The organism is Enterobacter sp. AG326 (genome assembly GCF_004362415.1).
GTDB classification, from domain to species: domain Bacteria; phylum Pseudomonadota; class Gammaproteobacteria; order Enterobacterales; family Enterobacteriaceae; genus Enterobacter; species Enterobacter asburiae.
On record NZ_SNXG01000006.1, the window covers coordinates 119,813 to 145,681 of the forward strand.

Here is a 25,869-nt window from a genome sequence, read left to right on the forward strand (position 1 = left end):
ACTTTTCCCAAAGGGAACTGCCGTGTTAAACCGTTATCCTTTGTGGAAGTACATCATGCTGGTCGTCGTGATTCTCGTCGGCCTGCTGTACGCGCTTCCCAACCTGTATGGTGAGGATCCGGCTGTTCAAATCACTGGCGCGCGCGGTGTCGCCGCCAGTGAGCAAACGCTGATCCAGGTCCAGAAAACGTTACAAGAAGAAAAAATTACCGCTAAGTCTGTGGCTCTGGAAGAGGGTGCAATTCTTGCTCGCTTCGACACCACCGACACGCAGCTCCGCGCTCGCGAAGCGCTGATGGGCGTGCTGGGTGACAAATACGTCGTGGCGCTTAACCTTGCCCCTGCAACCCCGCGTTGGCTGGCTGCGATGAAAGCAGAGCCAATGAAACTCGGCCTTGACCTGCGTGGCGGCGTTCACTTCCTGATGGAAGTGGATATGGATACCGCGCTTGGCAAGCTGCAGGAGCAGAATATCGACAGCCTGCGCAGCGATCTGCGTGATAAAGGCATCGCTTACACCACCGTGCGTAAAGAAGATAACTACGGCATGAGCATCACGTTCCGCGACAGCGCGGCGCGCGATCAGGCTGTAGATTACCTGACCCAACGTCACCGTGACCTGGTAATCACCTCTCAGGGCAGCAACCAGCTGCGCGCGGTGATGACCGATGCGCGTCTGAAAGAAGCGCGTGAATATGCCGTTCAGCAGAACATCAACATTCTGCGTAACCGTGTAAACCAGCTGGGCGTGGCCGAGCCGCTGGTACAGCGTCAGGGTGCTGACCGTATCGTGGTTGAATTGCCGGGTATCCAGGATACCGCGCGTGCGAAAGAGATTCTGGGTGCGACCGCAACCCTGGAATTCCGTCTGGTGAACTCCAACGTCGATCAGTCCGCTGCTGCCGCAGGGCGTATTCCGGGTGACTCCGAAGTGAAACAGACCCGCGAAGGTCAGCCAGTTGTGCTGTACAAGCGCGTGATTCTGACCGGTGATCACATCACCGACTCCACGTCGAGCCAGGACGAATACAACCAGCCGCAGGTTAACATCTCGCTTGATAGCGCGGGTGGTAACATCATGTCTAACTTCACCAAGGACAACATCGGTAAACCGATGGCGACCCTGTTCGTGGAGTACAAAGACAGCGGTAAGAAAGATACAAACGGTCGTGCGGTGCTGGTGAAAGAGGAAGAGGTGATTAACATCGCCAATATCCAGTCTCGTCTGGGTAACAGCTTCCGTATCACTGGTATTAACAACCCGAACGAAGCGCGTCAGCTCTCTCTGCTGCTGCGTGCCGGTGCGCTGATTGCGCCAATTCAGATTGTTGAAGAACGTACCATTGGTCCAACTCTGGGTATGCAAAATATCCAGCAGGGTCTGGAAGCGTGTCTGGCCGGTCTGGTGGTCTCTATCCTCTTCATGATCTTCTTCTATAAGAAGTTTGGTCTGATTGCGACGTCCGCGCTGATCGCCAACCTGGTGCTGATCATCGGCATTATGTCCCTGCTGCCGGGGGCGACGCTGACCATGCCGGGGATTGCGGGTATCGTTCTTACCCTTGCGGTGGCGGTCGACGCCAACGTACTGATTAACGAACGTATCAAAGAAGAGTTGAGCAACGGTCGCTCTATTCAGCAGGCGATTGACGAAGGCTATAAAGGCGCGTTCAGCTCCATCTTCGATGCGAACGTAACAACACTGATTAAGGTTCTTATCCTGTATGCAGTGGGTACTGGCGCGATCAAAGGCTTTGCGATTACAACCGGTATCGGTGTCGCAACGTCAATGTTTACCGCTATTGTCGGCACCCGTGCCATCGTGAACCTGCTGTACGGCGGCAAGCGCGTCAAAAAGCTGTCTATCTGAGGAGTGCGTTGTGGCACAGGAATATACTGTTGAACAATTGAACCACGGCCGTAAAGTCTGGGACTTTATGCGCTGGGACTACTGGGCCTTCGGCATTTCAGGTTTACTGCTGATTCTGTCCATCGGCATTATGAGCGTGAAAGGCTTTAACTGGGGTCTGGATTTCACCGGCGGTACGGTCATCGAGATCTCCCTGGAAAAACCGGTCGATATGGACCAGATGCGTCTGTCTCTGCAGAAAGCGGGCTTTGAAGAGCCGCTGCTGCAGAACTTCGGCAGCAGCCGCGACATCATGGTGCGTATGCCACCGGTGCACGATGCCAACGGCAGCCAGGAGCTGGGCAGCAAGGTTGTTAGCGTGATTAACGAAACAACCAGCCAGAACGCGGCGGTCAAGCGTATTGAGTTCGTCGGCCCAAGCGTGGGTGCTGATCTGGCGCAGACCGGTGCGATGGCGCTGCTGGTGGCGCTGATCTCCATCCTGGTATACGTTGGTTTCCGCTTTGAGTGGCGACTGGCGGCCGGTGTGGTTATCGCTCTGGCGCACGACGTGGTGATCACCATGGGCATACTGTCGCTGTTCCACATTGAGATTGACCTGACGATTGTGGCATCCCTGATGTCCGTTATCGGTTACTCACTGAACGACAGTATCGTGGTATCTGACCGTATCCGTGAAAACTTCCGTAAGATCCGTCGCGGTACGCCGTACGAAATCTTTAACGTGTCGTTGACCCAGACGCTGCACCGTACCTTGATCACATCCGGCACCACTTTGATGGTTATCCTGATGCTGTTCCTCTTCGGTGGTCCGGTACTGGAAGGCTTCTCGCTGACCATGCTGATCGGTGTGACCATCGGTACGGCGTCGTCTATCTACGTCGCTTCCGCACTGGCACTGAAACTCGGCATGAAGCGCGAGCACCTGCTCCAGCAGAAAGTCGAGAAAGAAGGGGCGGATCAGCCGTCCATTCTGCCGTAAGGCGACGTTTAGCGCGTTATCGAAATCCCGGTCTGTTGACCGGGATTTTTTTTATCTGATCCTGACAAACACTCCTGACAGTATGCTGTCAGGAGCCCTGTCGTAGACTTCTCCTGAACCCAAACAACAGGCAGGAGAATATATGAAAAGCGTCATTAACTGGTTTGAAATTCCGGTCGCGGATATGGATCGCGCCATCAAATTTTATGAGCCGGTGATGCAGCTCGCGCTGCGTCGCGAGAAAATGGACTGCGCGGAGCTGGCCGTTTTCCCGCATGAGGATCCGGGTACCGGCGGGGCGCTGGCAAAATTTGACGGCGTTACACCGTCTTTGCAGGGCGCTATTATTTACCTGCATACTGACAATCTGGCGGCCACGCTCGATCGCATCGCCTCCGCGGGCGGCGAGTGCGTGTTTGGCCCGCTGGAACTGCCGCATGGCATTGGAACGATCGCATTGTTTACCGACAGCGAGGGTAACCGCGTCGGCCTCCATCAACCTGCCTGAGAGCGGAATAAGATATGACCCGACGCGCTGACCGTTTGTTTCAGATTGTGCAGATCCTGCGGGGCAGGCGTCTGACAACGGCAGCGCATCTGGCGGACCGGCTTGGCGTGTCCGAGCGCACGGTCTACCGCGATATTCGCGACCTGTCGCTTTCCGGCGTGCCGGTGGAAGGTGAGGCGGGGAGCGGATATCGGCTGATGTCGGGTTTTGACCTGCCGCCGCTGATGCTGACTAATAGGGAATCAGAGGCGCTGATCGTCGCGATTCGCCTGCTCAAAACCTGGGGAGGGGAATCGCTGTCGCGCGAGCTGGAGTCGGCTCAGGAGAAGGTGCTGGCTATCCTGCCCGAGGAGAGTCGTCGAAAGGCGGAGCAGACGCGGATCTACGCCCCGGATTTTTGTATGCAAAGCCACTCCCGCAGCGATTTTGACAGGATCCATCAGGCGATTTCCGCCCAGCGCGTGCTGGCGCTGCATTACCGTGATGAGGCCGGGCAACTCTCTAAACGTGAGGTTCAGCCGCTGGGCTTGTTCTTCTGGGGAGAGCGCTGGCTGCTGGCGGCCTGGTGCGAACGGCGCGATGACTATCGCTGTTTCCGGCTCGACCGCTGTCTCAATATTGTGCAGACGGAGAGGCGGTTTAGCGAGAGTGCGGACAGGTCTCTGGCGGATTTTTTGCGGAAGGTTAAGCAGTAAAAAGCCTGGCGGCGAGGTAAAAGCAAAACGGCAACGTATGTTGCCGTTTTTAGTATTTGTTCCCTCTCCTTGTGGGAGAGGGTCAGGGTGAGGGCATCAGCCCGCACAGTCCCGAACAGGTTAGAAGTTATAACCCACAACCAGGTAACCACCCCAGCCGGTAGAGCGGACGCTGAAGTCGCCGTTGCCGAAGTTCAGGCTCGCGTCGTCGTTCCACTGACCACCGTTGTGCCAGTAACGCGCAACAACAGAGTAGTGCCAGTGATCGTAGTTCAGCGCCAGGATGTGGCTGGAGGCGATGGAGTCGTTGGTGCGCGCTTTCTTACCGTTCAGGTCGCGGAAGTCGTTGTCGCCCAAATCTGAACCCCAGTCAAAGTTGGTGAAGCCGATATAGCTCAGGTTGCCGCCCCACAGCTGGGTAATTGGCACAAAGTATTTCACTTTGAAACGGTAGCCATCCCACTCGTTTTCGTTCGCGGCGCCGTAGTTCTGCCACTGGTACTTAGCATACACGTTCAGAGACAGGCTCATTGGCAGGCCGGTATCGATGTCCGTACCCAGACCCATGTACCAGGTGCTCTGGCGACCGGACTTGTTGCGGCCCATGTCGTAGATGTAGTTGTTCGCGAAGTACCACTCTTTGAACGGACCAAACGCCAGGCTGGTACCGGTCAGTTTATCAATAGAGAAGCGTGGTTCAATTTCCATGAACAGTGGGGAACCGTGGTTCCAGATACCTTTCGCGTCGGTGTTACCGCCGAAGAATACCGGGGCATCCATATAGCCGTAGAAATCAAACCAGTCTTTCTTGGCGAATGCTTCGTACTCCAGGTAAGTATCGTTGCGGATCTGAGGTCCGAAACGGGTGTGGTAGCTGCCTACCACGTTAACGCTCTGGTGCCACCAGTCGGAGAGATATTGTGGTTTATCGTTTTCCGCTGCGTTAACAGTGAAAGAAGAGGAGAGTGCCAGTACAGCGCCAGCTGCGAGTAATGTTTTTTTCATAATCATGCCACTGATTGAAATTCCCTTCCGGGAGTGAAAAATGCGCGATTTGCGTATCAAAATATTTCGTGTTTCTGCGGAGCCTATTATAGGAATCCTTGCTCACAAAAATATGTGTTGTTTCACATATCTCTCACATGCGTAATCGATTGCGTTCACGTTTGCGTACTTTAAACGGCCGGGATTGTAGCGGCAATCATTTATGTTGCCAATCCATACGAAATGTAAATGTTAGCGGAGTGACATTGCACTCCGCTAAAAGAGGGGTTACTGCGCGGCGGGCTGGATATCGTGAATGCGGATGAAACCTAACTGCTCCGGAGTGAGTCCGTTAAGCTGTAGCGGAATGTCAACATCGCTTGGAGCCAGCACGCTGGCCGGTGCGGTGAATAGCTGACTGTTAACATTCACCTCCTGGTAGTTCTCAGTGGTGCCCTGGATCTGTCCCCATTCGACGGTGCCGCTGAAGGCTGGCAGCGGATCGTTAGACTCGCCCTGGATGCGTAATGTTGCGCGAGTACCATTTGCATTCGCCGCCACATTCACCAGAGACATTTTCAGCGTGCCAATCTGGCTATTGAGACGCGCAGGCGTATTCGCTCCCGGCAGGAGATAAACCCCGCTGCTGGATTTGGCGTTCAGCGCGTTTTGCTGGGTGATTTTCACCGTTTCTTTGTTCAGTTTGTCCATCGCCGTATTGAGCGTATTCACGCTCTGTTTCATCTGACGGACTTCGGTTTGCTGTGCACAGGCGCTAAGGGTGAAGAGGCTCCCCACCAGCAAAATTTTAAGGTAACGTCTTGTCATTGCGTTTATTTCCTTGAAATAACGGATCGCCTTAATGGTAGCCAGCATCACCGTCTAAGACATAGATCCTTTGTCTCAAAAAGCTCTTCCTTTGTTGTCAGGCCAGATCAGGGTAAAATGAAAATTAGTTAACCAGATAACAGGGATACCGTATGCATTGCCCATTCTGCTCCGCTGTGGATACCAAAGTCATCGACTCTCGTCTTGTGGGCGAAGGGTCTTCCGTACGTCGTCGTCGGCAGTGTCTGGTGTGCAACGAGCGTTTCACGACCTTTGAGGTTGCAGAGCTGGTAATGCCGCGCGTGGTAAAAAGCAACGACGTGCGCGAGCCGTTTAATGAAGAGAAATTGCGCAGCGGGATGCTGAAGGCCCTGGAAAAACGTCCCGTCAGCGCGGACGACGTTGAGATGGCGTTAAACCACATAAAATCTTACCTTCGTGGTTTGGGCGAGCGTGAAGTGCCGAGCAAAATGATCGGCAACCTGGTGATGGAGCAGCTGAAAAAGCTCGATAAGGTCGCCTATATCCGCTTCGCCTCGGTCTACCGCAGCTTCGAAGACATCAAAGAGTTTGGCGAAGAGATCGCCCGCTTACAGGATTAAGCTCATGCAGGATGAGATTTACATGGCGAGAGCCATGAAGCTGGCGCAGCGCGGTCGTTTTACTACCCATCCCAACCCGAACGTCGGGTGCGTTATCGTTAAAGATGGCGAGATCGTAGGGGAGGGGTTTCACTATCGTGCTGGCGAGCCGCATGCCGAGGTTCATGCGTTGCGCATGGCCGGTGAGAAGGCGCGCGGTGCCACAGCCTACGTCACGCTGGAGCCCTGCAGCCATCACGGGCGTACGCCGCCGTGCTGCGAAGCGCTGATCGCGGCGGGTGTTTCACGCGTGGTCGCCTCAATGCAGGACCCGAATCCGCAGGTTGCCGGACGCGGTCTGTATCGCCTGCAGCAGGAAGGCATTGACGTCAGCCATGGTCTGATGATGCAGGACGCGGAAGCGATCAACAAAGGATTTCTGAAGCGCATGCGTACGGGGTTCCCGTATATTCAGCTCAAGCTGGGCGCCTCGCTGGATGGACGTACGGCGATGGCAAACGGCGAAAGCCAGTGGATCACGTCGCTACAGGCAAGGCGCGATGTGCAACGTCTTCGCGCGCAAAGCCATGCTATTCTCACCAGCAGTGAAACCGTTCTGGCTGACGATCCGGCCATGACCGTGCGCTGGGACGAGCTGAATGCCGATACCCAGGCGCTGTACCCGCAGGAGAATCTGCGTCAGCCGCTGCGTATTATCATTGATAGCCAGAACCGCGTGACGCCGGCGCACCGTATTGTCCAGCAGCCGGGTGAAACCTGGATTGCCCGCACTAAAGAAGATACGCGTGAATGGCCGGAAGGCGTGCGCAGTATTATGGTGCCGGAGCATAACGGTCATCTGGATCTGGTGGTGCTGATGATGCTGCTCGGCAAGCAGCAGGTGAACAGCATCTGGGTTGAAGCGGGGCCAACGCTCGCCGGTGCGCTTTTACAGGCCGGGCTGGTGGATGAGCTGATTGTTTACGTTGCGCCTAAACTGTTAGGTCACGCCGCGCGCGGCCTGTTTGTGTTGCCTGGCCTTGAAAAACTGGCCAACGCGCCGCAACTCAAATTTAGCGAGATTCGTCCGGTAGGCCCGGATGTCTGCCTCCACTTAACGACAGCGTAATTGCTCCTGAAATAGGGAAGCAGTGCGCAAAGTATTATGATAAAATCCGCCCCCCTGCGGGGCCAAATGAACCCGTAAAGGAAGAGTATGAACATTATTGAAGCTGCTGTAGCTACCCCGGACGCTCGCGTCGCCATCACCATTGCGCGTTTCAACAACTTCATCAACGACAGCCTGCTGGAAGGTGCGATTGACGCCCTGAAACGTATCGGCCAGGTTAAAGATGACAACATTACCGTTGTTTGGGTTCCAGGCGCTTACGAACTGCCACTGGCGGCGGGCGCGCTGGCGAAAACCGGTAAATACGACGCGGTGATTGCGCTGGGTACCGTTATTCGTGGCGGCACTGCGCACTTCGAATACGTTGCGGGCGGTGCAAGCAACGGTCTGGCACACGTTGCGCAGGATGCTGAAATTCCTGTCGCGTTCGGCGTGCTGACCACCGAAAGTATTGAACAAGCCATCGAACGTGCTGGCACCAAAGCCGGTAACAAAGGTGCAGAAGCTGCACTGACCGCGCTTGAAATGATCAATGTATTGAAAGCCATCAAGGCCTGATTTTTTTGTAAGGGGAATTCCGTGAAACCTGCTGCTCGTCGCCGCGCCCGTGAATGTGCCGTCCAGGCACTTTACTCCTGGCAGTTGTCCCAGAACGACATCGCTGATGTTGAATACCAGTTCCTGTCAGAACAGGACGTAAAAGACGTTGACGTTCTGTACTTCCGCGAACTGCTGTCGGGAGTGGCGACTAATAGCGCGTATCTCGATGGCCTGATGAAGCCATACCTGTCCCGCCTGCTCGAAGAGCTGGGTCAGGTAGAAAAAGCAGTGTTGCGTATCGCGCTGTTTGAGCTGTCTAAACGTGATGATGTGCCTTACAAAGTGGCCATCAACGAAGCGATCGAACTGGCGAAAACCTTCGGCGCTGAAGACAGCCATAAGTTTGTAAACGGCGTACTTGATAAAGCAGCACCTGCGATCCGTCCCCACAAAAAGTGATCCGCAAACCGGAGTCCTGCATTGCCTGACGGGCAGTGCGGCTCCGGTTTTTTCTTTTATTTGCTGAGGCATAACGTATGGCATGCGGCGAATTCTCCCTGATTGCCCGTTATTTCGACCGTGTCAGAACCTCTCGTCTTGATGTTGAAACCGGCATTGGCGATGACTGTGCACTTCTCAATATTCCCGAAAAACAGACGCTGGCAATCAGCACCGACACCCTGGTGTGCGGCCGTCATTTCTTACCCGATATCGATCCTGCCGATCTGGCGTATAAAGCGCTGGCGGTTAACGTCAGCGATCTTGCGGCGATGGGTGCCGATCCCGCGTGGCTGACGCTGGCTTTGACCCTGCCAGAGGTGGATGAAACCTGGCTGGAAGCCTTTAGCGACGCGCTGTTTGAACAGCTGAATTATTACGATATGCAGCTGATTGGCGGTGATACCACTGCCGGGCCGCTGTCGATGACGCTGGCGATCCACGGCTATGTGCCGCTTGGCCGCGCGCTGAAGCGCTCGGGCGCAAAACCGGGCGACTGGATCTACGTGACCGGTACGCCGGGCGACAGCGCGGCTGGGCTGGCGATCCTGCAGAACCGTTTAACGGTTGAAGATGCTGACGATGCGGCATATCTGGTGAAGCGCCACCTGCGGCCTACACCGCGTATTCTGCACGGCCAGGCGCTGCGCGAACGGGCAAGCTCGGCTATCGATCTCTCTGACGGTCTCATCTCCGATCTCGGCCATATTCTGAAGGCCAGCGGCGTAGGTGCGCGCGTTGACCTGGATCTCTTCCCGCTGTCTGAGCCGCTGCTTCGCCATGTGGAGCCTGAGCAGGCCCTGCGCTGGGCGCTCTCCGGTGGTGAAGACTATGAGCTGTGCTTCACGGTGCCTGAGCTCAACCGTGGAACGCTGGACGTGGCGTTAGCGCATCTCGGCGCGAAGTTTACCTGCATCGGTCAGATTATGCCGGAGAGCGAAGGGCTGAAGTTTGTAAAAGACGGTGCGCCCGTTACGCTGGACTGGAAAGGGTACGATCACTTCGCGTGATGTTGTGCGCTCTGTATTGCCGGGTGGCGGCTTCGCCTTACCCGGCCTACCAAAGATGGAGCTTACTTAAACCCCACCACCGGATGCTGCTGATACGGCGTCTCCAGCTCGACAACCTGCTCCGGCGTCAGCGTGATATCCACCGCATTCAGCAGCTCATCCAGCTGTTCTTCCCGCGACGTTCCAATAATCGGCGACGCGACCCCGCGCTTGCCCAGCAGCCACGCCAGCGCTACCTGGGCGCGAGTGGCACCGGTATCGTCGGCAATTCCGGCTAATCGTTCGGCAATCAGCGCATCGCTGGCTTCTGTACCGGAATAAAGATTTTTTCCCACTTCATCCGATACCAGGCGAGCCGTGGTTTCCCCCCACGGGCGGGTCAGGCGGCCGCGCGCCAGCGGGCTCCACGGGATCACCGCCACGCCCTCCTGATGGCACAGCGGCAGCATCTCGCGCTCTTCTTCACGATAGATCAGATTGTAGTGATCCTGCATGGTGACAAAGCGCGCCCAGCCGTGCTGCGCCTGGAGATCCAGCGCCTGGGCAAACTGCGACGCGTGCATAGACGACGCGCCGATGTAGCGCGCTTTCCCGGCTTTGACCACGTCATTCAGCGCTTCAAGGGTCTCTTCAATGGGCGTGTTGTAATCCCAGCGGTGGATCTGCAGCAGGTCGACGTAATCCATGTTCAGGCGTCTGAGGCTGTCATCAATGGAGCGCAGGATCTGCGCGCGAGAAAGGCCCTCAGCCAGATCGCCTACCGGGTAGTAGACCTTGGTGGCGACGACAATGTCATCACGACGGGCAAAATCGCGCAGGGCGCGGCCGACAATCTCCTCGCTGCTGCCGTCTGAGTAGCTGTTGGCGGTGTCAAAGAAGTTAATGCCGCCCTCGATGGCGCGTTTGATAATCGGACGGCTGCTCTCTTCCGGCAGCGTCCAGGCGTGGTTTCCCCGATCGGGCTCGCCAAAGGTCATGCATCCCAGACAAAGTCGGGAAACCTTAAGGTCCGTTTTTCCTAATGTTGTGTATTGCACGGTTCCGCTCCTGCTGTTTAAACACCAGGTTTAAGCATAGCAGGAGCGGAAAAGGGGGGAAGGGGTCAGTCCAGCCAGGCGCGGATTTTGGCTTCGATACCGGCGGCGTCCAGGCCAATAGCCGCACGGGCTTCATCCTGGGTACCCTGAGGAATGAAATGATCCGGCAGGCCGAGGTTCAGCACCGGCACGGCTTTACGGTTCGCCATCAGCACCTCGTTCACGCCGCTGCCCGCGCCGCCCATGATGGCGTTTTCTTCCAGCGTGACCAGCACGTCATGCGTCTCAGCCATACTCAGGATCAGAGATTCGTCGAGCGGCTTCACAAAGCGCATGTCCACCAGGGTGGCATTCAGCGCTTCAGCCGCTTTAGCCGCCTCTGGCATCAGCGTGCCGAAGTTCAGGATCGCCACTTTTTCACCGCGACGCTTCACCAGACCTTTACCGATCGGCAGTTTTTCCAGCGGCTGAAGCTCAACGCCTACCGCATTGCCGCGCGGGTAGCGAACGGCGCTTGGGCCATCTTGATAGTGGTAGCCGGTAAACAGCATCTGACGACATTCGTTCTCGTCGCTTGGCGTCATGACAACCATATCGGGAATACAGCGCAGGAACGACAGATCAAACGCGCCCTGGTGCGTCTGGCCGTCGGCACCGACGATGCCCGCACGATCGATAGCAAACAGTACCGGCAGCTTCTGAATCGCCACGTCGTGGATCACCTGATCGTAGGCGCGCTGCAGGAAGGTGGAGTAGATAGCGACAACCGGCTTGTAGCCGCCAATGGCCAGGCCCGCTGCAAACGTCACCGCATGCTGCTCGGCAATGGCAACGTCAAAATACTGGTCAGGGTATTTTCTGGAGAACTCCACCATGCCGGAGCCTTCACGCATGGCAGGCGTCACCGCCATCAGCTTGTTGTCTTTGGCTGCGGTTTCGCACAGCCAGTCGCCGAAGATTTTTGAATAGCTCGGCATGCCGCCGCTGCTTTTTGGCAGACAGCCGCTCGACGGGTCAAATTTCGGTACCGCGTGGAAGGTGATCGGATCTTTTTCCGCCGGTTCGTAGCCACGCCCTTTTTTGGTCATGATGTGCAGGAACTGCGGGCCTTTCAGGTCGCGCATGTTCTTGAGCGTGGTCACCAGACCCAGCACGTCATGGCCGTCAACCGGGCCAATATAGTTAAAGCCCAGCTCTTCAAACAGGGTGCCCGGCACCACCATGCCTTTGATGTGTTCTTCGGTACGCTTGAGCAGCTCTTTAATCGGCGGTACGCCGGAGAAGACCTTCTTGCCGCCTTCACGCAGCGAGGAGTAAAGCTTGCCGGAGAGCAGCTGGGCCAGATGGTTGTTCAGCGCGCCGACGTTCTCGGAGATCGACATTTCGTTATCGTTAAGGATAACCAGCATGTCCGGCTTGATGTCGCCCGCATGGTTCATGGCTTCGAAGGCCATACCGGCGGTAATGGCGCCGTCGCCAATTACGCAGACGGTGCGGCGCTGCTTGTTCTCTTTCTCGGCGGCAACGGCAATACCGATGCCCGCTGAAATGGAGGTAGAGGAGTGGCCGACGCTCAGCACGTCGTACTCGCTCTCACCGCGCCACGGGAACGGGTGCAGGCCGCCTTTCTGACGAATGGTGCCAATCTTATCGCGACGTCCGGTCAGAATTTTGTGCGGATAGGCCTGGTGACCTACGTCCCAGATGAGCTGATCGAACGGCGTGTTATAGACATAGTGCAGCGCCACGGTCAGCTCAACCGTGCCAAGCCCGGAGGCGAAATGGCCGCTGGAGCGGCTAACGCTGTCGAGCAGGTAGCGACGCAGCTCGTCGCACAGCTTCGGCAGGCTCTCTTTCGGCAACAGACGTAACTCCTGGGTGGAGTCAACTAACGCCAGTGTCGGGTATTTGGCAATATCAAAACTCATCAAAGGCTCATCGAGATATATAGTTTATTTATTACGCTGGATTATATAGTCCGCTAGCGCTTCCAGTGCCGAGGTATCCAGCGATTGCGCGGCCAGTTCATTTAGCGACTGGCGGGCATCATCAATCAGATCCCGGGCTTTACGTTGGGCTTGCTCAAGGCCCAGCAGGGCGGGGTAGGTACTTTTGCCAAGCTGCTGGTCCGCACCCTGACGTTTACCCAATGTTGCAGTATCGCCCACCACATCCAGAATGTCATCCTGAACCTGGAATGCCAGACCGATACTTTCTGCGTATCTGTCCAGAATCGGCAGGGCTTTGCGCCCTTGTTCACCCGCGCTCAGCGCGCCCAGGCGAACGGCTGAACGAATCAACGCCCCGGTTTTATGGCGGTGAATACGCTCCAGCTGTTCCAGATTAACCTGACGTCCTTCCGCTTCAAGATCCAGCGCCTGTCCGCCGCACATGCCGGCCACGCCGCTGGCCATGGCCAGCTCGGAGATCATCGCCAGGCGGTCGCGGTCGGCCACTTCCGCCATCGGCGCGTCGCTCAGAATCGAGAACGCCAGCGTTTGCAGGGCATCACCCGCCAGAATGGCATTCGCCTCGCCAAACTTGATATGGCAGGTGGGTTGACCCCGACGCAAATCGTCGTCGTCCATGGCCGGGAGATCGTCGTGGATCAGCGAGTAGGCGTGGATGCACTCAACGGCGGCTGCCGGGGCGTCCAGCGTGTTATCGCTGATGCCAAACATATTGCCCGTGGCGTACACCAGGAACGGGCGCAGGCGCTTTCCACCCAAGAGTGCGCCATAGTGCATGGCTTCAACCAGTGGAGTGTTCTGAAAAGGCTGTGGCGCAATAAAACGGCGCAGGGCGTCGTTGGCGCGTACGACACGCGCCTGAAGCTCGTTGGCAAAATCCATTTACTCGGCGTCCGGTGTGAAAGGCGTGGTTTTCGCGTCTTCGCTGTCGGAAAGCAGGATCTGCACGCGCTGCTCGGCCTGCTGTAGTTTGACCTGCCCCTGGCGCGCCAGCTGCACGCCACGCTCGAATTCGTTGAGCGCCTCTTCCAGCGGGAGATCGCCGCTCTCAAGACGGGTAACGATTTGCTCCAGTTCACTCAGCGCAGTTTCGAAACTGGCCGGTGCGTCGTTCTTCTTCGGCATAGTGAATTGACTCTTATATTCTCAGCCCCGACATGGTAACGGACTCAGGGCAATTATCAAATAACGCGCAATGTGCACAGGAGCGGCGCGATGGTGGTATACTTGCGCGCCTGGATGCAGCCACGGGTGTGGGCTGCTGTACTCTTTTCCATTACAAGCCTTAATACGCTTGCCTAAGAAACATTGCCGCCATGAAGTTTATCATTAAATTGTTCCCTGAAATCACCATCAAAAGCCAATCTGTGCGTTTGCGCTTTATTAAAATTCTCACCGGGAACATTCGTAACGTATTAAAGCACTACGACGAAACCCTCGCCGTGGTGCGCCACTGGGACCACGTTGAAGTGCGCGCCAAAGACGAAAACAAACGTCAGGATATTCGCGACGCGCTGACCCGTATTCCGGGGATCCACCATATCCTGGAAGTGGAAGATGTTCCGTTCAGCGATATGCACGACATCTTCGAGAAAGCGCTGGTCCAGTACCGCGATCAGATCGAAGGCAAAACCTTCTGCGTGCGCGTGAAGCGTCGCGGCAAGCACGAATTCAGCTCCATTGAAGTGGAACGTTACGTCGGCGGCGGTTTGAACCAGCACGTTGAGACGGCGCGCGTACGTCTGACTAACCCGGACGTGACCGTCAATCTGGAGATCGAAAACGATCGCCTGCTGCTGGTGAAAGGGCGCTATGAAGGTATCGGCGGCTTCCCGATTGGCACCCAGGAAGACGTATTGTCCCTGATCTCAGGCGGCTTCGACTCCGGCGTCTCCAGCTATATGCTGATGCGTCGCGGCTGCCGCGTGCACTACTGCTTCTTCAACCTGGGCGGCGCGGCGCACGAAATCGGCGTTCGTCAGGTCGCGCATTACCTGTGGAACCGCTTCGGCAGCTCCCACCGCGTGCGTTTCGTGGCGATCAACTTCGAACCCGTGGTTGGCGAAATCCTCGAAAAAGTGGACGACGGCCAGATGGGCGTGGTCCTGAAGCGCATGATGGTGCGCGCGGCGTCCAAAGTGGCTGAACGCTACGGCGTGCAGGCGCTGGTCACCGGCGAAGCGCTGGGCCAGGTTTCCAGCCAGACGCTGACCAACCTGCGTCTGATCGACAACGTGTCTGATACGCTGATCCTGCGCCCGCTGATCTCCCACGACAAAGAGCACATCATCGACCTGGCGCGCGAAATCGGCACCGAAGATTTTGCCCGCACCATGCCGGAATACTGCGGCGTGATCTCAAAAAGCCCAACGGTGAAAGCGGTGAAGGCGAAGATCGAAGCGGAAGAAGAGAACTTCGATTTCAGCATTCTGGAAAAAGTGGTGGAGGAAGCCTCCAACATCGACATCCGCGAGATTGCCCAGCAGACCGAGCAGGAAGTCGTTGAAGTTGAAACCGTGAGCGGTTTTGGTGCCAGCGATGTGATTGTGGATATTCGTTCTATTGATGAACAGGACGCCAGCCCGCTAAACGTCGAAGGCGTGGAGGTGGTTTCTCTGCCGTTCTACAAGCTGAGCACGAAGTTTGGCGATCTCGACAAGAGCAAAACCTATCTGCTGTGGTGCGAGCGCGGGGTGATGAGCCGCCTGCAGGCGCTGTATCTGCGCGAGCAGGGCTTTGCGAATGTGAAGGTGTATCGCCCGTAGTTTCTAGCCGGGGAGTGCGGCCTGATGCCCTCACCCCGGCCCTCTCCCACAGGGAGAGGGAGAACACCTATTCATAGTAATTATAAATTCCCGCCGGCATCACCAGCGATGACGCTACTTCGTACGCTTTCTCGCGCCCGACCAGCAGGTCAATAATCTTTAAACCAAAATCAATCGCGGTGCCTGGCCCCTGGCTGGTCAGCAGGTTGACGCGCGGATCCCAGACGACGCGTTTATCCACCCAGTGCTCTTCCGGGATCGTATCCTTAAGCCCCGGGAAGCCGGTCATGTTGCCGATGGGGAAGATATCGTGCGGAATCAGAACCGTTCCGGCGGCGGCACAGATTGCCGCGACGATGCGGCCGGATAAATGAAACTGACGCACGGTCTCGACCAGCAGCGGGCTGTCGCGAAAACATTCCGCGCCTTTTAAGCCGCCGGGCAGCACGATGATGTCGTAATCGCCGTCAGCCACCTGAACAAGGGGGGCATCCGCGAGAATTTTCACCCCGCGTGAACAGGTGATTTCCAGGTTGCCGTCGCTGGCGACGCTGGCGGTGGTGACCTTAATGCCGCCGCGCACCATCAAATCAATGGTGGTGACCGCTTCCATCTCTTCGCTACCAGGGGCGAGACAGATCAGTGCTGACGCGCTCATATTCACTCTCCTTACGTTTAACCAGGTCATACAGACGGGCGTTTTCCGGCACGGCGATGCCGTGCGCGCGGGCGCGTTTTAGCAGATAGCCGGTGATGTAGTCGATCTCCGTGTGGCGTAATGCCCGAACGTCCTGCAGCATTGAGGAGATATTTTCTGCTGTACTCTCAATGACCTGCTCGACATAGCAGCGTAAATCGTCGGCCGAGGTATGCAGGCCTTCCCGCTCAACGACCGCCGCGACTTCCGCACACAAAACCGCAACGTCCTGCGGATGATTTTTCAGTTCACCGTTCGGGCAGTCCCACAGTGCCGTCAGCGGATTGATCACGCAGTTTACCGCCAGCTTGCGCCACAGCTGAGGGCGGATGTTGTTGTGCCAGGCGACGTCCGGCAGCACCTTCTGCAGTACATCGGCAAGATAGCTGTAATCTCCATCCTGCGTTCTGGCGGGGCCGATGTGCGTCACGCCGCTGGCGACATGCACGATGATGTTGCCGTCGCGACGTGCAGCGTGCGTGGTCGTCGCCATCAGCAGGGGCTGCGGGACGTTTTTCAGCTCATCAAGCGTCCCCATGCCGTTATGCAGCAGCAGAATGGGGGAAGTGGAGGGGAGCTGCGCGGCCAGCGTTTTTACCGCGTCTGAGACCTGCCACGCTTTGAGCGTCACCAGTAAAAGATCGCTTTGCGCCAGGAAATCAGGATCGTTCGCGGTGAGGGATTCGTTAAAGATGCTTCCGTCTTCACCTATCAGGTTTACACTGCAATAGGGCTGGGGCACGCGCAGCCAGCCCTGAACCTCATGTCCGTGCTTGCACAGCGCGGTCAGCCACAGCTGACCAAGCGCTCCGCATCCGAGCACCGTAATTTTCATTGTTCCTCCTCACCTGCAACTGCGCCAGGTGTTACAGCTTAATTATACAGCTAAGCTTCTGTTGAGTTATGCCTCGTAGCGGGTATTATGCAACGCAACAAAAGTGAAGGGAGAAGAAAAGATGCCATCTTTCGATATTGTTTCCGAAGTTGATATCCAGGAAGTTCGCAACGGCGTTGAGAACGCAACCCGCGAAGTTGAGTCACGTTTCGATTTTCGCGGCGTTGAGGCGTCGTTTGAGCTGAACGACGCAAACAAGACCATTAAGGTGCTGAGCGAGTCTGATTTCCAGGTGAATCAGCTGCTCGACATTCTGCGCGCCAAGCTGTTAAAGCGCGGCATCGAAGGGACGTCTCTGGACGTGCCTGAAGAGTTTGTGCACAGCGGTAAAAACTGGTTTGTTGAAGCCAAGCTGAAGCAGGGCATCGAGAGCGCGGTGCAGAAGAAGATCGTTAAGCTTATTAAAGACAGCAAGCTTAAGGTGCAGGCGCAGATCCAGGGCGAAGAAATTCGCGTGACCGGTAAGTCCCGCGATGATCTCCAGTCAGTAATGGCGCTGGTGCGCGGCGGCGATCTGGGGCAACCGTTCCAGTTTAAAAACTTCCGCGATTAATATAAAAAAGCCCGGTTTAACCGGGCTTTTTTTCACGCTTTGAGCGCCTGCTCGACTTCGAAGCGGTTGGTCATTTTACTGTCTATTTTGACGTAAGCGCTGCGCTCTTCCGGGACGATGAGCACTTCTGTCACACCCTCTTTGGCTTCCAGACGCTGCTTAAGCATATCGCTGATTTCCACATCATCCGGAATTTCCACACGCAGGCTGCTAACGTAGCGCGGCTCTTTCATGGTGCTGGCGACCAGCAGCCAGACTGTTGCCAATAGCGCACCGGCGAGAAACACGGTTTGTGAATCAAACAGGCCGTCCACCCAGCCGCCGAGCGAGCCGCCGATCGCCACGCCGAGAAACTGGCTGGTGGAGTAGATGCCCATCGCGGTACCTTTATACCCGGCGGGGGATTCTTTGCTGATCAGCGACGGCAGCAGCGCTTCCATCAGGTTAAAGGCCAGGAAGAACAGCTGTACGCCGGCAATCAGTTCCCAGAAGTGCGGACCGGCACCCCAGAGCACAATTTCGGCAATCAGCAGGACCGCCACGCAGCCCACGAAGACGCGCTTCATTTTGCGCTTCACTTCGGCGTAGATGATGAACGGCACGACGGAGACAAACGAAATCAGCATCGTGACCAGATAGATTTTCCAGTGCTCAGCCGCCGGGAAACCCGCAGCGGCAAGCTGGCCGGGCAGGGCGACAAAGGTCGACATCAGCAGGATGTGCAAACACATAATGCCAAAGTTCAGCTTCAGCAGGCGCGGCTCGACAATCACTTTGCTGAAGCAGCCTTTTACCATCCCCGATTCACGGTTCAGAACGTGGTTCTTGCTGTCCGGCACGACCCACAGGGTTAAGGCAATACCGATGGTTGCCAGCACGGCAATCATCCAGAACAGGGCGTGCAGACCCAACGTGTGTGTAATGATGGGGCCCAGCACCATGGCAATTGCAAACGTCACGCCAAAGCTCACGCCGATGAACGCCATCGCTTTGGTGCGGTTCTGCTCGCGGGTTAAGTCGGACAGCAGCGCCATCACCGCGGCGGCAATCGCGCCGGAGCCCTGCAGGGCGCGGCCGAGAATAATCCCCCAGATGGAGTGGGAGAGGGCGGCAATCACGCTTCCGAGCACAAAGACCAGCAGCCCGCCGACGATCAGCGGCTTTCGACCTACCCGGTCAGAGAGCAGGCCAAACGGGATCTGGAAGACCGCCTGCGCCAGGCCGTAGATGCCGATCGCGAGCCCAATCAGCGCCTCGCTGGCCCCCTGCAGCGCCATACCGTACGTGGTCAGAACAGGCAGGACCATAAACATGCCAAGCATCCGTAGCGAGAAGACAGTCCCTAAGCCCCAGGTCGCGCGTAGCTCGCCTGGCGTCATTTTATAATCGTTCATTACCACCTCAGTTCAAAAGCAGGCCATAGTGTAGTGCGGGGAAGGGGCGGGGTAAATAAAGGGTTATTTAACAAATATTACATGCGTTATTAGTCGATTCAGTGAAAAAAAAAGGGTGCCGAAGCACCCCTTTATTCACCTGTTTTGGCTTACCAGACGTAAGTCAGCAGGTTGTGCGAGTCCGGCACCATGAAGTCCACGGACATCATCACGGACAGCGAGGTGATGGCCACAATCGAGAACACAAACAGTTTGCGCGCCCAGACTTTGTCATCTTCCACTTTGTAACCGCGCAGCGCCATACCGAGCCACCAGACGCTCACCGCGGCCGCTACCGCCAGATATTTGTATCCAGCGTAACCGCCCAGAGAGAGCATCAGCGTTGCCACGGCAAAGGCGATGATGTACAGCGTGATGTGGTTCTTGGCAACCGAAATGCCCTTCACGACCGGCAGAACCGGGATGTTCGCTGCCTGATAATCCTTAAAGCGGAAAATCGCGATGGCATAGGAGTGCGGCATCTGCCACAGGCTAAAGATAGCCAGCAGGATCAGCGCACCGCTGTCGAACTCGTTAGTGACCGCGCAGTAGCCAATCACCGGCGGCGCAGCGCCGGAGAGAGAACCAATCAGCGTGCCGTAGACGGAATGGCGTTTCATATACAGGCTGTAGACGCCCACATACACCACGAACCCCATCACCCCCAGCCAGCAGGCCAGCGGGTTAGCACCAAACCACAGCAGCATAAAGCCAGCAATACCCAGCAAGGTGGCGTACACCAGCGAGACGGAAGGGGCGATCAGGCCTTTCACCAGCACCCGATTTTTGGTCCTTTCCATCTTCTTGTCGATATCCATGTCGATGTAGTTGTTAAATACACAACCGGACGCAACAACCAGTGACACACCGACCAGCGTGTAGATAAAGAGGGTGTAATCAATGCTGCCCTTAGAGGCCAGCAGGAACCCTCCGATCACGGAGATCAGGTTGCCAAAGATGATGCCTGGTTTCGTTACTTGCAGGTATTGCTTAAACATACTCGCCGCTCTTAGTGAACCATCATGTTGTAGTTGAGGTTCCACATAATCCAGATGGAACCGACTACCAGGATAGCGATGATAATCACGGTAAAGATAAAGGCGGTCATATTCCAGCCTTCATCGGACTTGGTGTTCATGTGCAGGAAGCAAACCAGATGCACCAGAATCTGAATCACCGCGGTCACCAGGATTGCACCCAGAATAACCGGCTTAGACGCAGAACCGCTCATCACCATCCAGAACGGGATCACCGTCAGGATGATCGACAGGATGAAACCTGTCATGTAGGTTTTTACGCTACCGTGGGAAGCGCCATGATCGTTTGAATGACTCATTACATCGCCCCCATCAGATATACAACTGAGAACACACAGATCCACACCACGTCCAGGAAGTGCCAGAACAGGCTCAGGCACATGATACGGGTACGGTTAGTGCTGGTCAGGCCGCGACGGGATACCTGGAACATCAGTACCGCCATCCAGATCAGACCAGAGGTCACGTGCAGACCGTGGGTACCGACCAGCGCGAAGAACGCTGACAGGAAGCCACTGCGATCCGGACCGAAACCTTCCAGAATCAGGTGATGGAATTCATAGATTTCCATCCCGATAAATCCAGCACCAAACAGCCAGGTCAACGCCAGCCAGGACACAACCTGGCTCTTGTTGTTTTTGTACATGGCGATAGCCGCCATGCCGTAGGTGATGGAGCTGAATAACAGCAGTGCGGTTTCAACCAGAACAAACGGCAGTTCAAAGATGTCCTTGCCAGCCGGGCCGCCCGCCGTGCCGTTCACCAGAACGGCATAGGTCGCGAACAGACAGCAGAACAGAATGCAGTCGCTCATCAGGTAGATCCAGAAACCGAAGACTTTAGTCGGTCCTGTATCGTGGTGCGCATGCTCATGCGCGTGGGCAGTTGAGTGCGCCAGAGTATCAGTTGCCATTTTTCAGCCCCGCTTTAGAAATCTCGTCGAAATGCTGGTTTTCCAGCTTCTCAACTTCACGGACTGGTACGTAGTAGTCCACGTCCTCGTCAAAGCTCTTCACAATCCAGCTGATTACGATGCCAGCGAAGCCAACAATCGCCATCCACCAGATGTGCCAGATCATTGCGAAACCAAATACCGTTGCGAAGGCGGCAATCACAATGCCCGCACCGCTGTTTTTCGGCATGTGGATTTCTTCGTAATGAGCAGGTTGCTTGTACGCTTCACCTTTTTCTTTCATTTCCCAGAATGCGTCGCGTTCATGAACCTGCGGCACGATGGCAAAGTTATAGAAAGGAGGTGGAGAAGAGGTCGCCCACTCCAGCGTACGGCCACCCCATGGGTCACCGGTCAGGTCACGGTTCTGGTCGCGGTCGCGAATAGACACGTAGAACTGAATCAGCTGAGACGCGATACCACAGGCAATCAGCACCGCACCGCCCGCTGCAACCATCAGCATTGGGTGGAACTGCGGATCGATCTGCTGGCTCAGACGACGGGTCATACCCATGAAGCCCAGCACGTACAGCGGCATAAATGCTACGAAGAAGCCGATGATCCAGAACCAGAACGCGCGTTTACCCCATTTTTCGTTCAGCGTGAAGCCGAACGCTTTTGGCCACCAGTAGGTTACGCCAGCGAAGCAGCCGAAGACCACGCCACCGATGATAACGTTATGGAAGTGCGCAATCAGGAACAGGCTGTTGTGCAGAACGAAGTCAGCACCTGGTACCGCCAGCAGTACGCCGGTCATCCCACCTACGGAGAAGGTAACGATGAAGCCGATAGTCCACAGCATCGCTGAGTGGAACACGATACGGCCCTGGTACATGGTGAACAGCCAGTTGAAGATCTTCACCCCGGTAGGGATGGCGATAATCATGGTGGTGATACCGAAGAAGGCGTTTACGTTCGCGCCCGCACCCATGGTGAAGAAGTGGTGCAGCCAAACGATGAACGACAGAACGGTAATACACACAGTTGCCCACACCAGAGAGGTGTAACCAAACAGACGTTTACGCGAGAAGGTTGCCGCGATTTCGGAGAACACACCGAATACAGGCAGAACCAGAATGTACACTTCCGGGTGACCCCAGGCCCAAATCAGGTTGATGTACATCATCATGTTGCCACCCATATCATTCGTGAAGAAATGGGTGCCCAGGTAGCGGTCCAGGGTCAGCAGCGCGATGGTGACGGTCAGAATTGGGAAGGAGGCAATAATCAGGATGTTGGCGCACAGAGATGCCCAGGTAAATACCGGCATCTTGAACATCGTCATGCCTGGGGCACGCATCTTGATAATGGTCACGAAGAAGTTGATACCGGTCAGGGTAGTACCGACACCGGAGAGCTGAAGCGCCCAAATCCAGTAGTCGACGCCAACGCCCGGACTGTACTCAATTCCTGACAGCGGCGGGTAAGCCAGCCAGCCGGTCTGCGCGAATTCGCCCACACCCAGTGACAGGTTAACCAGGATAACGCCGACAACCGTGAACCAGAAGCTCAGGTTGTTCAGGAACGGGAACGCCACGTCGCGCGCGCCGATTTGCAGCGGAACGACAACGTTCATCAGACCGATAACCAGCGGCATCGCCACGAAGAAGATCATGATAACGCCGTGGGCGGTAAAGATCTGATCGTAGTGGTGCGGTGGCAGGAAGCCGGCTTCGCCCGCAGAAGCGAGTGCCTGCTGGCTACGCATCATGATCGCATCCGCAAAGCCACGAATTAACATGACGATACCGACGATGCAGTACATGATACCGAGTTTTTTGTGGTCAACCGAAGTCAGCCACTCGTTCCACAGGTAGCTCCACTTACCGAAGTAAGTGATCAGGGCCAGTAAGGCCGCGCCACCAATGATAATTGCAGCCACCGTAACCACGATAATCGGTTCATGGTAGGGCACTGCATCCAGTGTCAATTTTCCGAACATTTTCTTCCTCGGCCCCTTAGTGAGCGGTTTCCGCGTGGCTCATGTCCATGCCTTCCATACCTTCGTGCGCGCTGTGCTCGCCTTCAGGCTGGGTCATGTCCATGCTCTTGCCGTGATCCATAAATTTGCCAATAACGTCTTTGAACAAATCTGGTTTCACATTAGAGAAGTACTCCACCTTGTTGTATTCGCTTGGTGCAGCCACTTTTTCGAACGCCGCCATGTCAGACATGGTGTTTGGAGACTGCTTCGCTTTTTCAACCCACTGGTCGAAAGCGGCACGGTCTGGCGTCGCAATAGCTTTGAACTTCATACCTGAGAAGCCCGGGCCGCTATAGCTGGCGGAGATACCATCATAGGTGCCTGCTTCATTCGCGATCAGGTGCAGGTTGGTCTGCATACCGGCCATCGCGTAAATCTGGCTACCCAGACGTGGGATGAAGAAGGAGTTCATTACGGAGTTGGAGGTCACTTTGAACTGAACCGGAGTGTTCGCCGGGAAGGCGATTTCATTCACGGTAGCAATACCCTGCTCTGGATAGATGAAGAACCATTTCCAGTCCATGGAGACCACTTCAATGGTAATAGGTTTCTCATCGTGAACCAGCGGTTTGCTTGGCTCAAGTGCGTGAGTGGTTTTCCAGGTCAGTACGGCAAGGAACAGGATGATCAGAATAGGAACCGTCCAGACCACAGCTTCCACTTTATTGGAGTGTGACCAGTTAGGGCTATACTTCGCATCTTTATTGCTCGCACGATACTTCCAGGCGAAACCAACAGCCATCAAAATGGCAGGAATAACCACAATCAACATCAGGCCAAAAGCCGTCAATATCAGTGAACGTTGTTCCAGTCCAATCTGCCCTTTGGGGTCTAGTAGTGCAGAATCGCAGCCACTGAGTAATACAGTGCCCGCGAATAATGACAACCATCCCAAACTTTTATTGTATTTCCCGAGTCTCATTTAACGACCTCAATTCCACGGAGTCTGGTGGCGTTTAAAGTGTGCGGGCATTTTACGGGAAGGTTACATTACTGTAAACATCATTAGGCCTGTGTCAGGAAGGTGTTACTGGGTTCTGCCGCACATGTCACAAGTGTTGCAAATTATGTCGGTTTTTATGACCGAAGCCGCACGGCATGGGCTTTATAACGAAAGGACCCCCAAGCATACCCTAAAAGGGGCAATTGGTATAACCATTGTTAAAAATAAACAAAAAATTAACAATTAATTATCAATAAAAAGACATCTAAAAAACGAAAAATCAAACTCTCTTATGCTGAATCGTTTAATGAAAAATAGTGTTTTGGAATGGGAGCCAATAATTTCCAAATCCTATCCCGCACAAAACAACAAATATTTTTTTTGCGGTTGGCGGCTATTTCACCGTTATAATTTCGCTTAGTGATTACAACGGGAAATAACCTTTCGCATTTTTCTTCAGGTCATCTGCGTTTTACGCAACGCCATGAAATCGAGCAGACCTCCGATCAGGATCCCGGCGATAGCCAGCAGGGCGCCTGCGTCCAGCAGAAGGGCTTCGAAAGGGAGTACCAGAGAGGTGCTGGCATTGATAATAAGCACCACAAGCCAGAGCGCCAGAGCAATGCAGCCCGCCATTAACAGACGTAGCGCAAAACGGTAGGCGCGGTGATATTCGGTGCGCGGCATAAAGTGTTCCGTACGCTGGGTATATTCCAGCGTCTGACGGCAGACCAGCAGCAATAAAATTCCCGGTACGGCAGCCACGACCGAGAAGAGATAAAATGTTGGCCAGCCGTGGGCTTCCACGAACCAGCCGGCAATCGGGCCAACGTACACGCGGCCAACGGCGGAGAGCGCCGAGAGCAGAGCGAACTGGGTGGCGGAAAACGACTTGTTGCACAGAGTCATCAGCAGGGCAACAAACGCCGCTGTGCCCATGCCGCCGCAGAGGTTTTCGAAGAACACCGCCGCGGCCATGCTGATCGTATGTTTGTCGGTAATCGACAGCAGCCAGTAGCCTGCGTTAGAGGCGCCCTGAAGGATGCCAAAAATCAGCAGCGCGCGAAACAGCGTCAGGCGCTGCATCAATACGCCGCCATAAAGCGCGCCGACGATGGTTGCAAACAGCCCCAGCGTTTTATTCACCACCCCCACTTCACCGGCGTCAAAACCGACGCCCCGGATCAGGAAGGTGGTGGTGAGGCTCATGGCAAAGGCATCGCCCAGCTTATAAAGGACGATGAGCAGCAGGATCAGCCAGGCGTTGTTGCGGCCAAAGAAGTCACGGAGCGGTTCGGCGACGGCCTGCTCCAGCGAGCGGGGAACCGGGATGACGTCACTCGGTTCGGGCGCGAACAGCGTCGCGATAATGCAGGGGATCAGCAGGGCGGCCATCAGCCAGTACATGCCCTGCCAGCCGAGGTAACGGTCGGCGAGCCACAGCGCCAGCCCGCCGGAGACCAGCATCCCGAGCCGATAGCCCAGCACGCTGATTGCAGCACCGGCGCCGCGCTCTTCCGCAGGTAACACGTCCGTCTTCCAGGCGTCGAACACGATATCCTGAGAGGCGGAACAGAAGGCAATCACCACCGCAAGCGCGGCCATCCAGCGAAGCTGGGTGGTGGGTTCAAGAAATCCCATCGCCGCAATGGCCAGCAGCAGCAGGATCTGCGTCATCACTAACCAGCCGCGTCGACGCCCGAGGAAAGGCGGCGTATAGCGATCCATGACCGGAGACCACAGGAACTTAAAGACATAGGCCTGGCCGACAAGCGAGAAGAAACCGATGGTTTTAAGATCGATGTTCTCGACCGTCATCCATGCCTGTAGCGTGCCGGAAGTGAGTGCGAGGGGTAAACCCGAGGCGAAGCCGAGGATCAGCAGGATAGCTGATTTCGGTTGCTGGAAAATGCGTAAGTAATGGCTGGACATGTTTTTATAAAACTGACCCGGTGATACACCGGGTCAGAGAGCGGGA

At 55.8% G+C, this 25,869-nt stretch carries 26 protein-coding genes; 11 read left to right on the forward strand and 15 right to left on the reverse strand.

The features are described from left to right. Positions 1 to 22: 22 nt before the first annotated feature. From secD to DFO52_RS17770, 4 genes are all read left to right on the forward strand, one after another. A complete protein-coding gene (gene secD, locus DFO52_RS17755) occupies positions 23 to 1,870 on the forward strand; it encodes a protein translocase subunit SecD (RefSeq protein ID WP_133550879.1) in 1,848 nt (615 codons plus the stop codon). A 10-nt stretch (positions 1,871 to 1,880) separates the two neighbouring features. Then, positions 1,881 to 2,852 (forward strand): protein translocase subunit SecF, encoded by a 972-nt coding sequence (gene secF, locus DFO52_RS17760; RefSeq protein ID WP_023334689.1) that lies wholly within the window; start codon positions 1,881 to 1,883, stop codon positions 2,850 to 2,852. Between the two features lie 142 nt (positions 2,853 to 2,994). Further along, the gene (locus DFO52_RS17765) at positions 2,995 to 3,360 is read left to right on the forward strand and encodes a VOC family protein (RefSeq protein WP_023310553.1); all 366 of its coding nucleotides are present in this window, start codon (positions 2,995 to 2,997) and stop codon (positions 3,358 to 3,360) included. A 14-nt stretch (positions 3,361 to 3,374) separates the two neighbouring features. After that, the gene (locus tag DFO52_RS17770) at positions 3,375 to 4,055 is read left to right on the forward strand and encodes a YafY family protein (RefSeq protein ID WP_047648575.1); all 681 of its coding nucleotides are present in this window, start codon (positions 3,375 to 3,377) and stop codon (positions 4,053 to 4,055) included. A 120-nt stretch (positions 4,056 to 4,175) separates the two neighbouring features. Here the strand turns inward: DFO52_RS17770 and DFO52_RS17775 are convergent, their stop codons facing one another. Together DFO52_RS17775 and DFO52_RS17780 are read right to left on the reverse strand one after the other, a co-directional pair. Then, positions 4,176 to 5,060, reverse strand: a complete 885-nt coding sequence (locus tag DFO52_RS17775; protein ID WP_025756198.1) for a nucleoside-specific channel-forming protein Tsx — start codon at positions 5,058 to 5,060, stop codon at positions 4,176 to 4,178. Between the two features lie 267 nt (positions 5,061 to 5,327). Beyond that, the gene (locus DFO52_RS17780) at positions 5,328 to 5,867 is read right to left on the reverse strand and encodes a DUF3251 domain-containing protein (protein WP_047650660.1); all 540 of its coding nucleotides are present in this window, start codon (positions 5,865 to 5,867) and stop codon (positions 5,328 to 5,330) included. 152 nt (positions 5,868 to 6,019) lie between these two features. Here DFO52_RS17780 and nrdR point away from each other — a divergent pair, with 152 nt between their 5' ends. From nrdR to thiL, 5 genes are all read left to right on the forward strand, one after another. Then, positions 6,020 to 6,469 (forward strand): transcriptional regulator NrdR, encoded by a 450-nt coding sequence (nrdR, locus tag DFO52_RS17785; RefSeq protein ID WP_008503337.1) that lies wholly within the window; start codon positions 6,020 to 6,022, stop codon positions 6,467 to 6,469. Positions 6,470 to 6,473: 4 nt separating this feature from the next. Then, complete coding sequence (gene ribD, locus DFO52_RS17790; RefSeq protein ID WP_133550880.1) at positions 6,474 to 7,577, forward strand: bifunctional diaminohydroxyphosphoribosylaminopyrimidine deaminase/5-amino-6-(5-phosphoribosylamino)uracil reductase RibD; 1,104 nt, start codon at positions 6,474 to 6,476, stop codon at positions 7,575 to 7,577. 87 nt (positions 7,578 to 7,664) lie between these two features. Next, positions 7,665 to 8,135 (forward strand): 6,7-dimethyl-8-ribityllumazine synthase, encoded by a 471-nt coding sequence (gene ribE / locus DFO52_RS17795; protein ID WP_006176874.1) that lies wholly within the window; start codon positions 7,665 to 7,667, stop codon positions 8,133 to 8,135. A gap of 21 nt (positions 8,136 to 8,156) precedes the next feature. Next, positions 8,157 to 8,576, forward strand: coding sequence for a transcription antitermination factor NusB (nusB, locus tag DFO52_RS17800; RefSeq protein ID WP_006809908.1), 420 nt, complete (start codon positions 8,157 to 8,159; stop codon positions 8,574 to 8,576). Between the two features lie 77 nt (positions 8,577 to 8,653). Beyond that, positions 8,654 to 9,625, forward strand: coding sequence for a thiamine-phosphate kinase (thiL, locus tag DFO52_RS17805; RefSeq protein WP_047648571.1), 972 nt, complete (start codon positions 8,654 to 8,656; stop codon positions 9,623 to 9,625). Positions 9,626 to 9,687: 62 nt separating this feature from the next. Here the strand turns inward: thiL and DFO52_RS17810 are convergent, their stop codons facing one another. The 4 genes from DFO52_RS17810 to xseB form a co-directional block, all read right to left on the reverse strand. Beyond that, complete coding sequence (locus DFO52_RS17810; protein ID WP_133550881.1) at positions 9,688 to 10,662, reverse strand: aldo/keto reductase; 975 nt, start codon at positions 10,660 to 10,662, stop codon at positions 9,688 to 9,690. A gap of 65 nt (positions 10,663 to 10,727) precedes the next feature. Then, entirely contained in the window at positions 10,728 to 12,590 is a 1,863-nt protein-coding gene (gene dxs / locus DFO52_RS17815) for a 1-deoxy-D-xylulose-5-phosphate synthase (protein ID WP_029741670.1), read from the reverse strand. 24 nt (positions 12,591 to 12,614) lie between these two features. Continuing rightward, a complete protein-coding gene (gene ispA, locus DFO52_RS17820; RefSeq protein WP_029741669.1) occupies positions 12,615 to 13,514 on the reverse strand; it encodes a (2E,6E)-farnesyl diphosphate synthase in 900 nt (299 codons plus the stop codon). Continuing rightward, on the reverse strand, positions 13,515 to 13,757 hold the full coding sequence (gene xseB / locus DFO52_RS17825) for an exodeoxyribonuclease VII small subunit (RefSeq protein ID WP_008503331.1): 243 nt from the start codon (positions 13,755 to 13,757) through the stop codon (positions 13,515 to 13,517). Positions 13,758 to 13,948: 191 nt separating this feature from the next. Here xseB and thiI point away from each other — a divergent pair, with 191 nt between their 5' ends. Further along, positions 13,949 to 15,397 (forward strand): tRNA uracil 4-sulfurtransferase ThiI, encoded by a 1,449-nt coding sequence (thiI, locus tag DFO52_RS17830; RefSeq protein WP_045887927.1) that lies wholly within the window; start codon positions 13,949 to 13,951, stop codon positions 15,395 to 15,397. A gap of 67 nt (positions 15,398 to 15,464) precedes the next feature. Here the strand turns inward: thiI and yajL are convergent, their stop codons facing one another. Both yajL and panE read right to left on the reverse strand, forming a co-directional pair. Beyond that, entirely contained in the window at positions 15,465 to 16,055 is a 591-nt protein-coding gene (yajL, locus tag DFO52_RS17835; RefSeq protein ID WP_029739905.1) for a protein deglycase YajL, read from the reverse strand. Beyond that, positions 16,018 to 16,929: a 2-dehydropantoate 2-reductase gene (gene panE, locus DFO52_RS17840; protein WP_047648563.1), complete on the reverse strand. Its 912-nt coding sequence runs from the start codon at positions 16,927 to 16,929 to the stop codon at positions 16,018 to 16,020. The genes yajL and panE overlap by 38 nt, the downstream gene beginning before the upstream one ends. A gap of 121 nt (positions 16,930 to 17,050) precedes the next feature. On the opposite strand from panE, the gene DFO52_RS17845 reads away from it, so the two are divergent. Next, on the forward strand, positions 17,051 to 17,542 hold the full coding sequence (locus DFO52_RS17845; RefSeq protein ID WP_023334701.1) for a YajQ family cyclic di-GMP-binding protein: 492 nt from the start codon (positions 17,051 to 17,053) through the stop codon (positions 17,540 to 17,542). Between the two features lie 32 nt (positions 17,543 to 17,574). Here the strand turns inward: DFO52_RS17845 and DFO52_RS17850 are convergent, their stop codons facing one another. From DFO52_RS17850 to ampG, 7 genes are all read right to left on the reverse strand, one after another. After that, positions 17,575 to 18,936 (reverse strand): MFS transporter, encoded by a 1,362-nt coding sequence (locus tag DFO52_RS17850; protein ID WP_023310566.1) that lies wholly within the window; start codon positions 18,934 to 18,936, stop codon positions 17,575 to 17,577. A gap of 149 nt (positions 18,937 to 19,085) precedes the next feature. Next, complete coding sequence (gene cyoE, locus DFO52_RS17855) at positions 19,086 to 19,973, reverse strand: heme o synthase (protein WP_013095848.1); 888 nt, start codon at positions 19,971 to 19,973, stop codon at positions 19,086 to 19,088. Positions 19,974 to 19,984: 11 nt separating this feature from the next. Then, a complete protein-coding gene (locus tag DFO52_RS17860; RefSeq protein ID WP_006176899.1) occupies positions 19,985 to 20,311 on the reverse strand; it encodes a cytochrome o ubiquinol oxidase subunit IV in 327 nt (108 codons plus the stop codon). Continuing rightward, positions 20,311 to 20,925, reverse strand: coding sequence for a cytochrome o ubiquinol oxidase subunit III (locus DFO52_RS17865; protein WP_023334703.1), 615 nt, complete (start codon positions 20,923 to 20,925; stop codon positions 20,311 to 20,313). Before DFO52_RS17865 ends, DFO52_RS17860 begins: the two co-directional genes overlap by 1 nt. After that, positions 20,915 to 22,906 (reverse strand): cytochrome o ubiquinol oxidase subunit I, encoded by a 1,992-nt coding sequence (cyoB, locus tag DFO52_RS17870; RefSeq protein WP_014168864.1) that lies wholly within the window; start codon positions 22,904 to 22,906, stop codon positions 20,915 to 20,917. The genes DFO52_RS17865 and cyoB overlap by 11 nt, the downstream gene beginning before the upstream one ends. Positions 22,907 to 22,922: 16 nt before the next feature. Beyond that, positions 22,923 to 23,870 carry a cytochrome o ubiquinol oxidase subunit II gene (gene cyoA, locus DFO52_RS17875; protein WP_014882770.1) on the reverse strand — a complete coding sequence of 316 codons (948 nt, stop codon included), beginning with the start codon at positions 23,868 to 23,870 and terminating at the stop codon, positions 22,923 to 22,925. A gap of 477 nt (positions 23,871 to 24,347) precedes the next feature. Next, the gene (ampG, locus tag DFO52_RS17880; RefSeq protein WP_047648559.1) at positions 24,348 to 25,823 is read right to left on the reverse strand and encodes a muropeptide MFS transporter AmpG; all 1,476 of its coding nucleotides are present in this window, start codon (positions 25,821 to 25,823) and stop codon (positions 24,348 to 24,350) included. Between the last annotated feature and the right edge of the window lie 46 nt (positions 25,824 to 25,869).

Coding starts and splice junctions, on each gene's coding strand:
- DFO52_RS17765 (WP_023310553.1), top strand. CDS start 2,995: ATGAAAAGCGTCATTAACTGGTTTGAAATTCCGGTCGCGGATATGGAT.
- DFO52_RS17770 (WP_047648575.1), top strand. CDS start 3,375: ATGACCCGACGCGCTGACCGTTTGTTTCAGATTGTGCAGATCCTGCGG.
- DFO52_RS17775 (WP_025756198.1), bottom strand. CDS start 5,060: ATGAAAAAAACATTACTCGCAGCTGGCGCTGTACTGGCACTCTCCTCT.
- DFO52_RS17780 (WP_047650660.1), bottom strand. CDS start 5,867: ATGACAAGACGTTACCTTAAAATTTTGCTGGTGGGGAGCCTCTTCACC.
- nrdR (WP_008503337.1), top strand. CDS start 6,020: ATGCATTGCCCATTCTGCTCCGCTGTGGATACCAAAGTCATCGACTCT.
- ribD (WP_133550880.1), top strand. CDS start 6,474: ATGCAGGATGAGATTTACATGGCGAGAGCCATGAAGCTGGCGCAGCGC.
- ribE (WP_006176874.1), top strand. CDS start 7,665: ATGAACATTATTGAAGCTGCTGTAGCTACCCCGGACGCTCGCGTCGCC.
- thiL (WP_047648571.1), top strand. CDS start 8,654: ATGGCATGCGGCGAATTCTCCCTGATTGCCCGTTATTTCGACCGTGTC.
- dxs (WP_029741670.1), bottom strand. CDS start 12,590: ATGAGTTTTGATATTGCCAAATACCCGACACTGGCGTTAGTTGACTCC.
- ispA (WP_029741669.1), bottom strand. CDS start 13,514: ATGGATTTTGCCAACGAGCTTCAGGCGCGTGTCGTACGCGCCAACGAC.
- xseB (WP_008503331.1), bottom strand. CDS start 13,757: ATGCCGAAGAAGAACGACGCACCGGCCAGTTTCGAAACTGCGCTGAGT.
- thiI (WP_045887927.1), top strand. CDS start 13,949: ATGAAGTTTATCATTAAATTGTTCCCTGAAATCACCATCAAAAGCCAA.
- yajL (WP_029739905.1), bottom strand. CDS start 16,055: ATGAGCGCGTCAGCACTGATCTGTCTCGCCCCTGGTAGCGAAGAGATG.
- panE (WP_047648563.1), bottom strand. CDS start 16,929: ATGAAAATTACGGTGCTCGGATGCGGAGCGCTTGGTCAGCTGTGGCTG.
- DFO52_RS17845 (WP_023334701.1), top strand. CDS start 17,051: ATGCCATCTTTCGATATTGTTTCCGAAGTTGATATCCAGGAAGTTCGC.
- DFO52_RS17850 (WP_023310566.1), bottom strand. CDS start 18,936: ATGAACGATTATAAAATGACGCCAGGCGAGCTACGCGCGACCTGGGGC.
- cyoE (WP_013095848.1), bottom strand. CDS start 19,973: ATGTTTAAGCAATACCTGCAAGTAACGAAACCAGGCATCATCTTTGGC.
- DFO52_RS17860 (WP_006176899.1), bottom strand. CDS start 20,311: ATGAGTCATTCAAACGATCATGGCGCTTCCCACGGTAGCGTAAAAACC.
- DFO52_RS17865 (WP_023334703.1), bottom strand. CDS start 20,925: ATGGCAACTGATACTCTGGCGCACTCAACTGCCCACGCGCATGAGCAT.
- cyoB (WP_014168864.1), bottom strand. CDS start 22,906: ATGTTCGGAAAATTGACACTGGATGCAGTGCCCTACCATGAACCGATT.
- cyoA (WP_014882770.1), bottom strand. CDS start 23,870: ATGAGACTCGGGAAATACAATAAAAGTTTGGGATGGTTGTCATTATTC.
- ampG (WP_047648559.1), bottom strand. CDS start 25,823: ATGTCCAGCCATTACTTACGCATTTTCCAGCAACCGAAATCAGCTATC.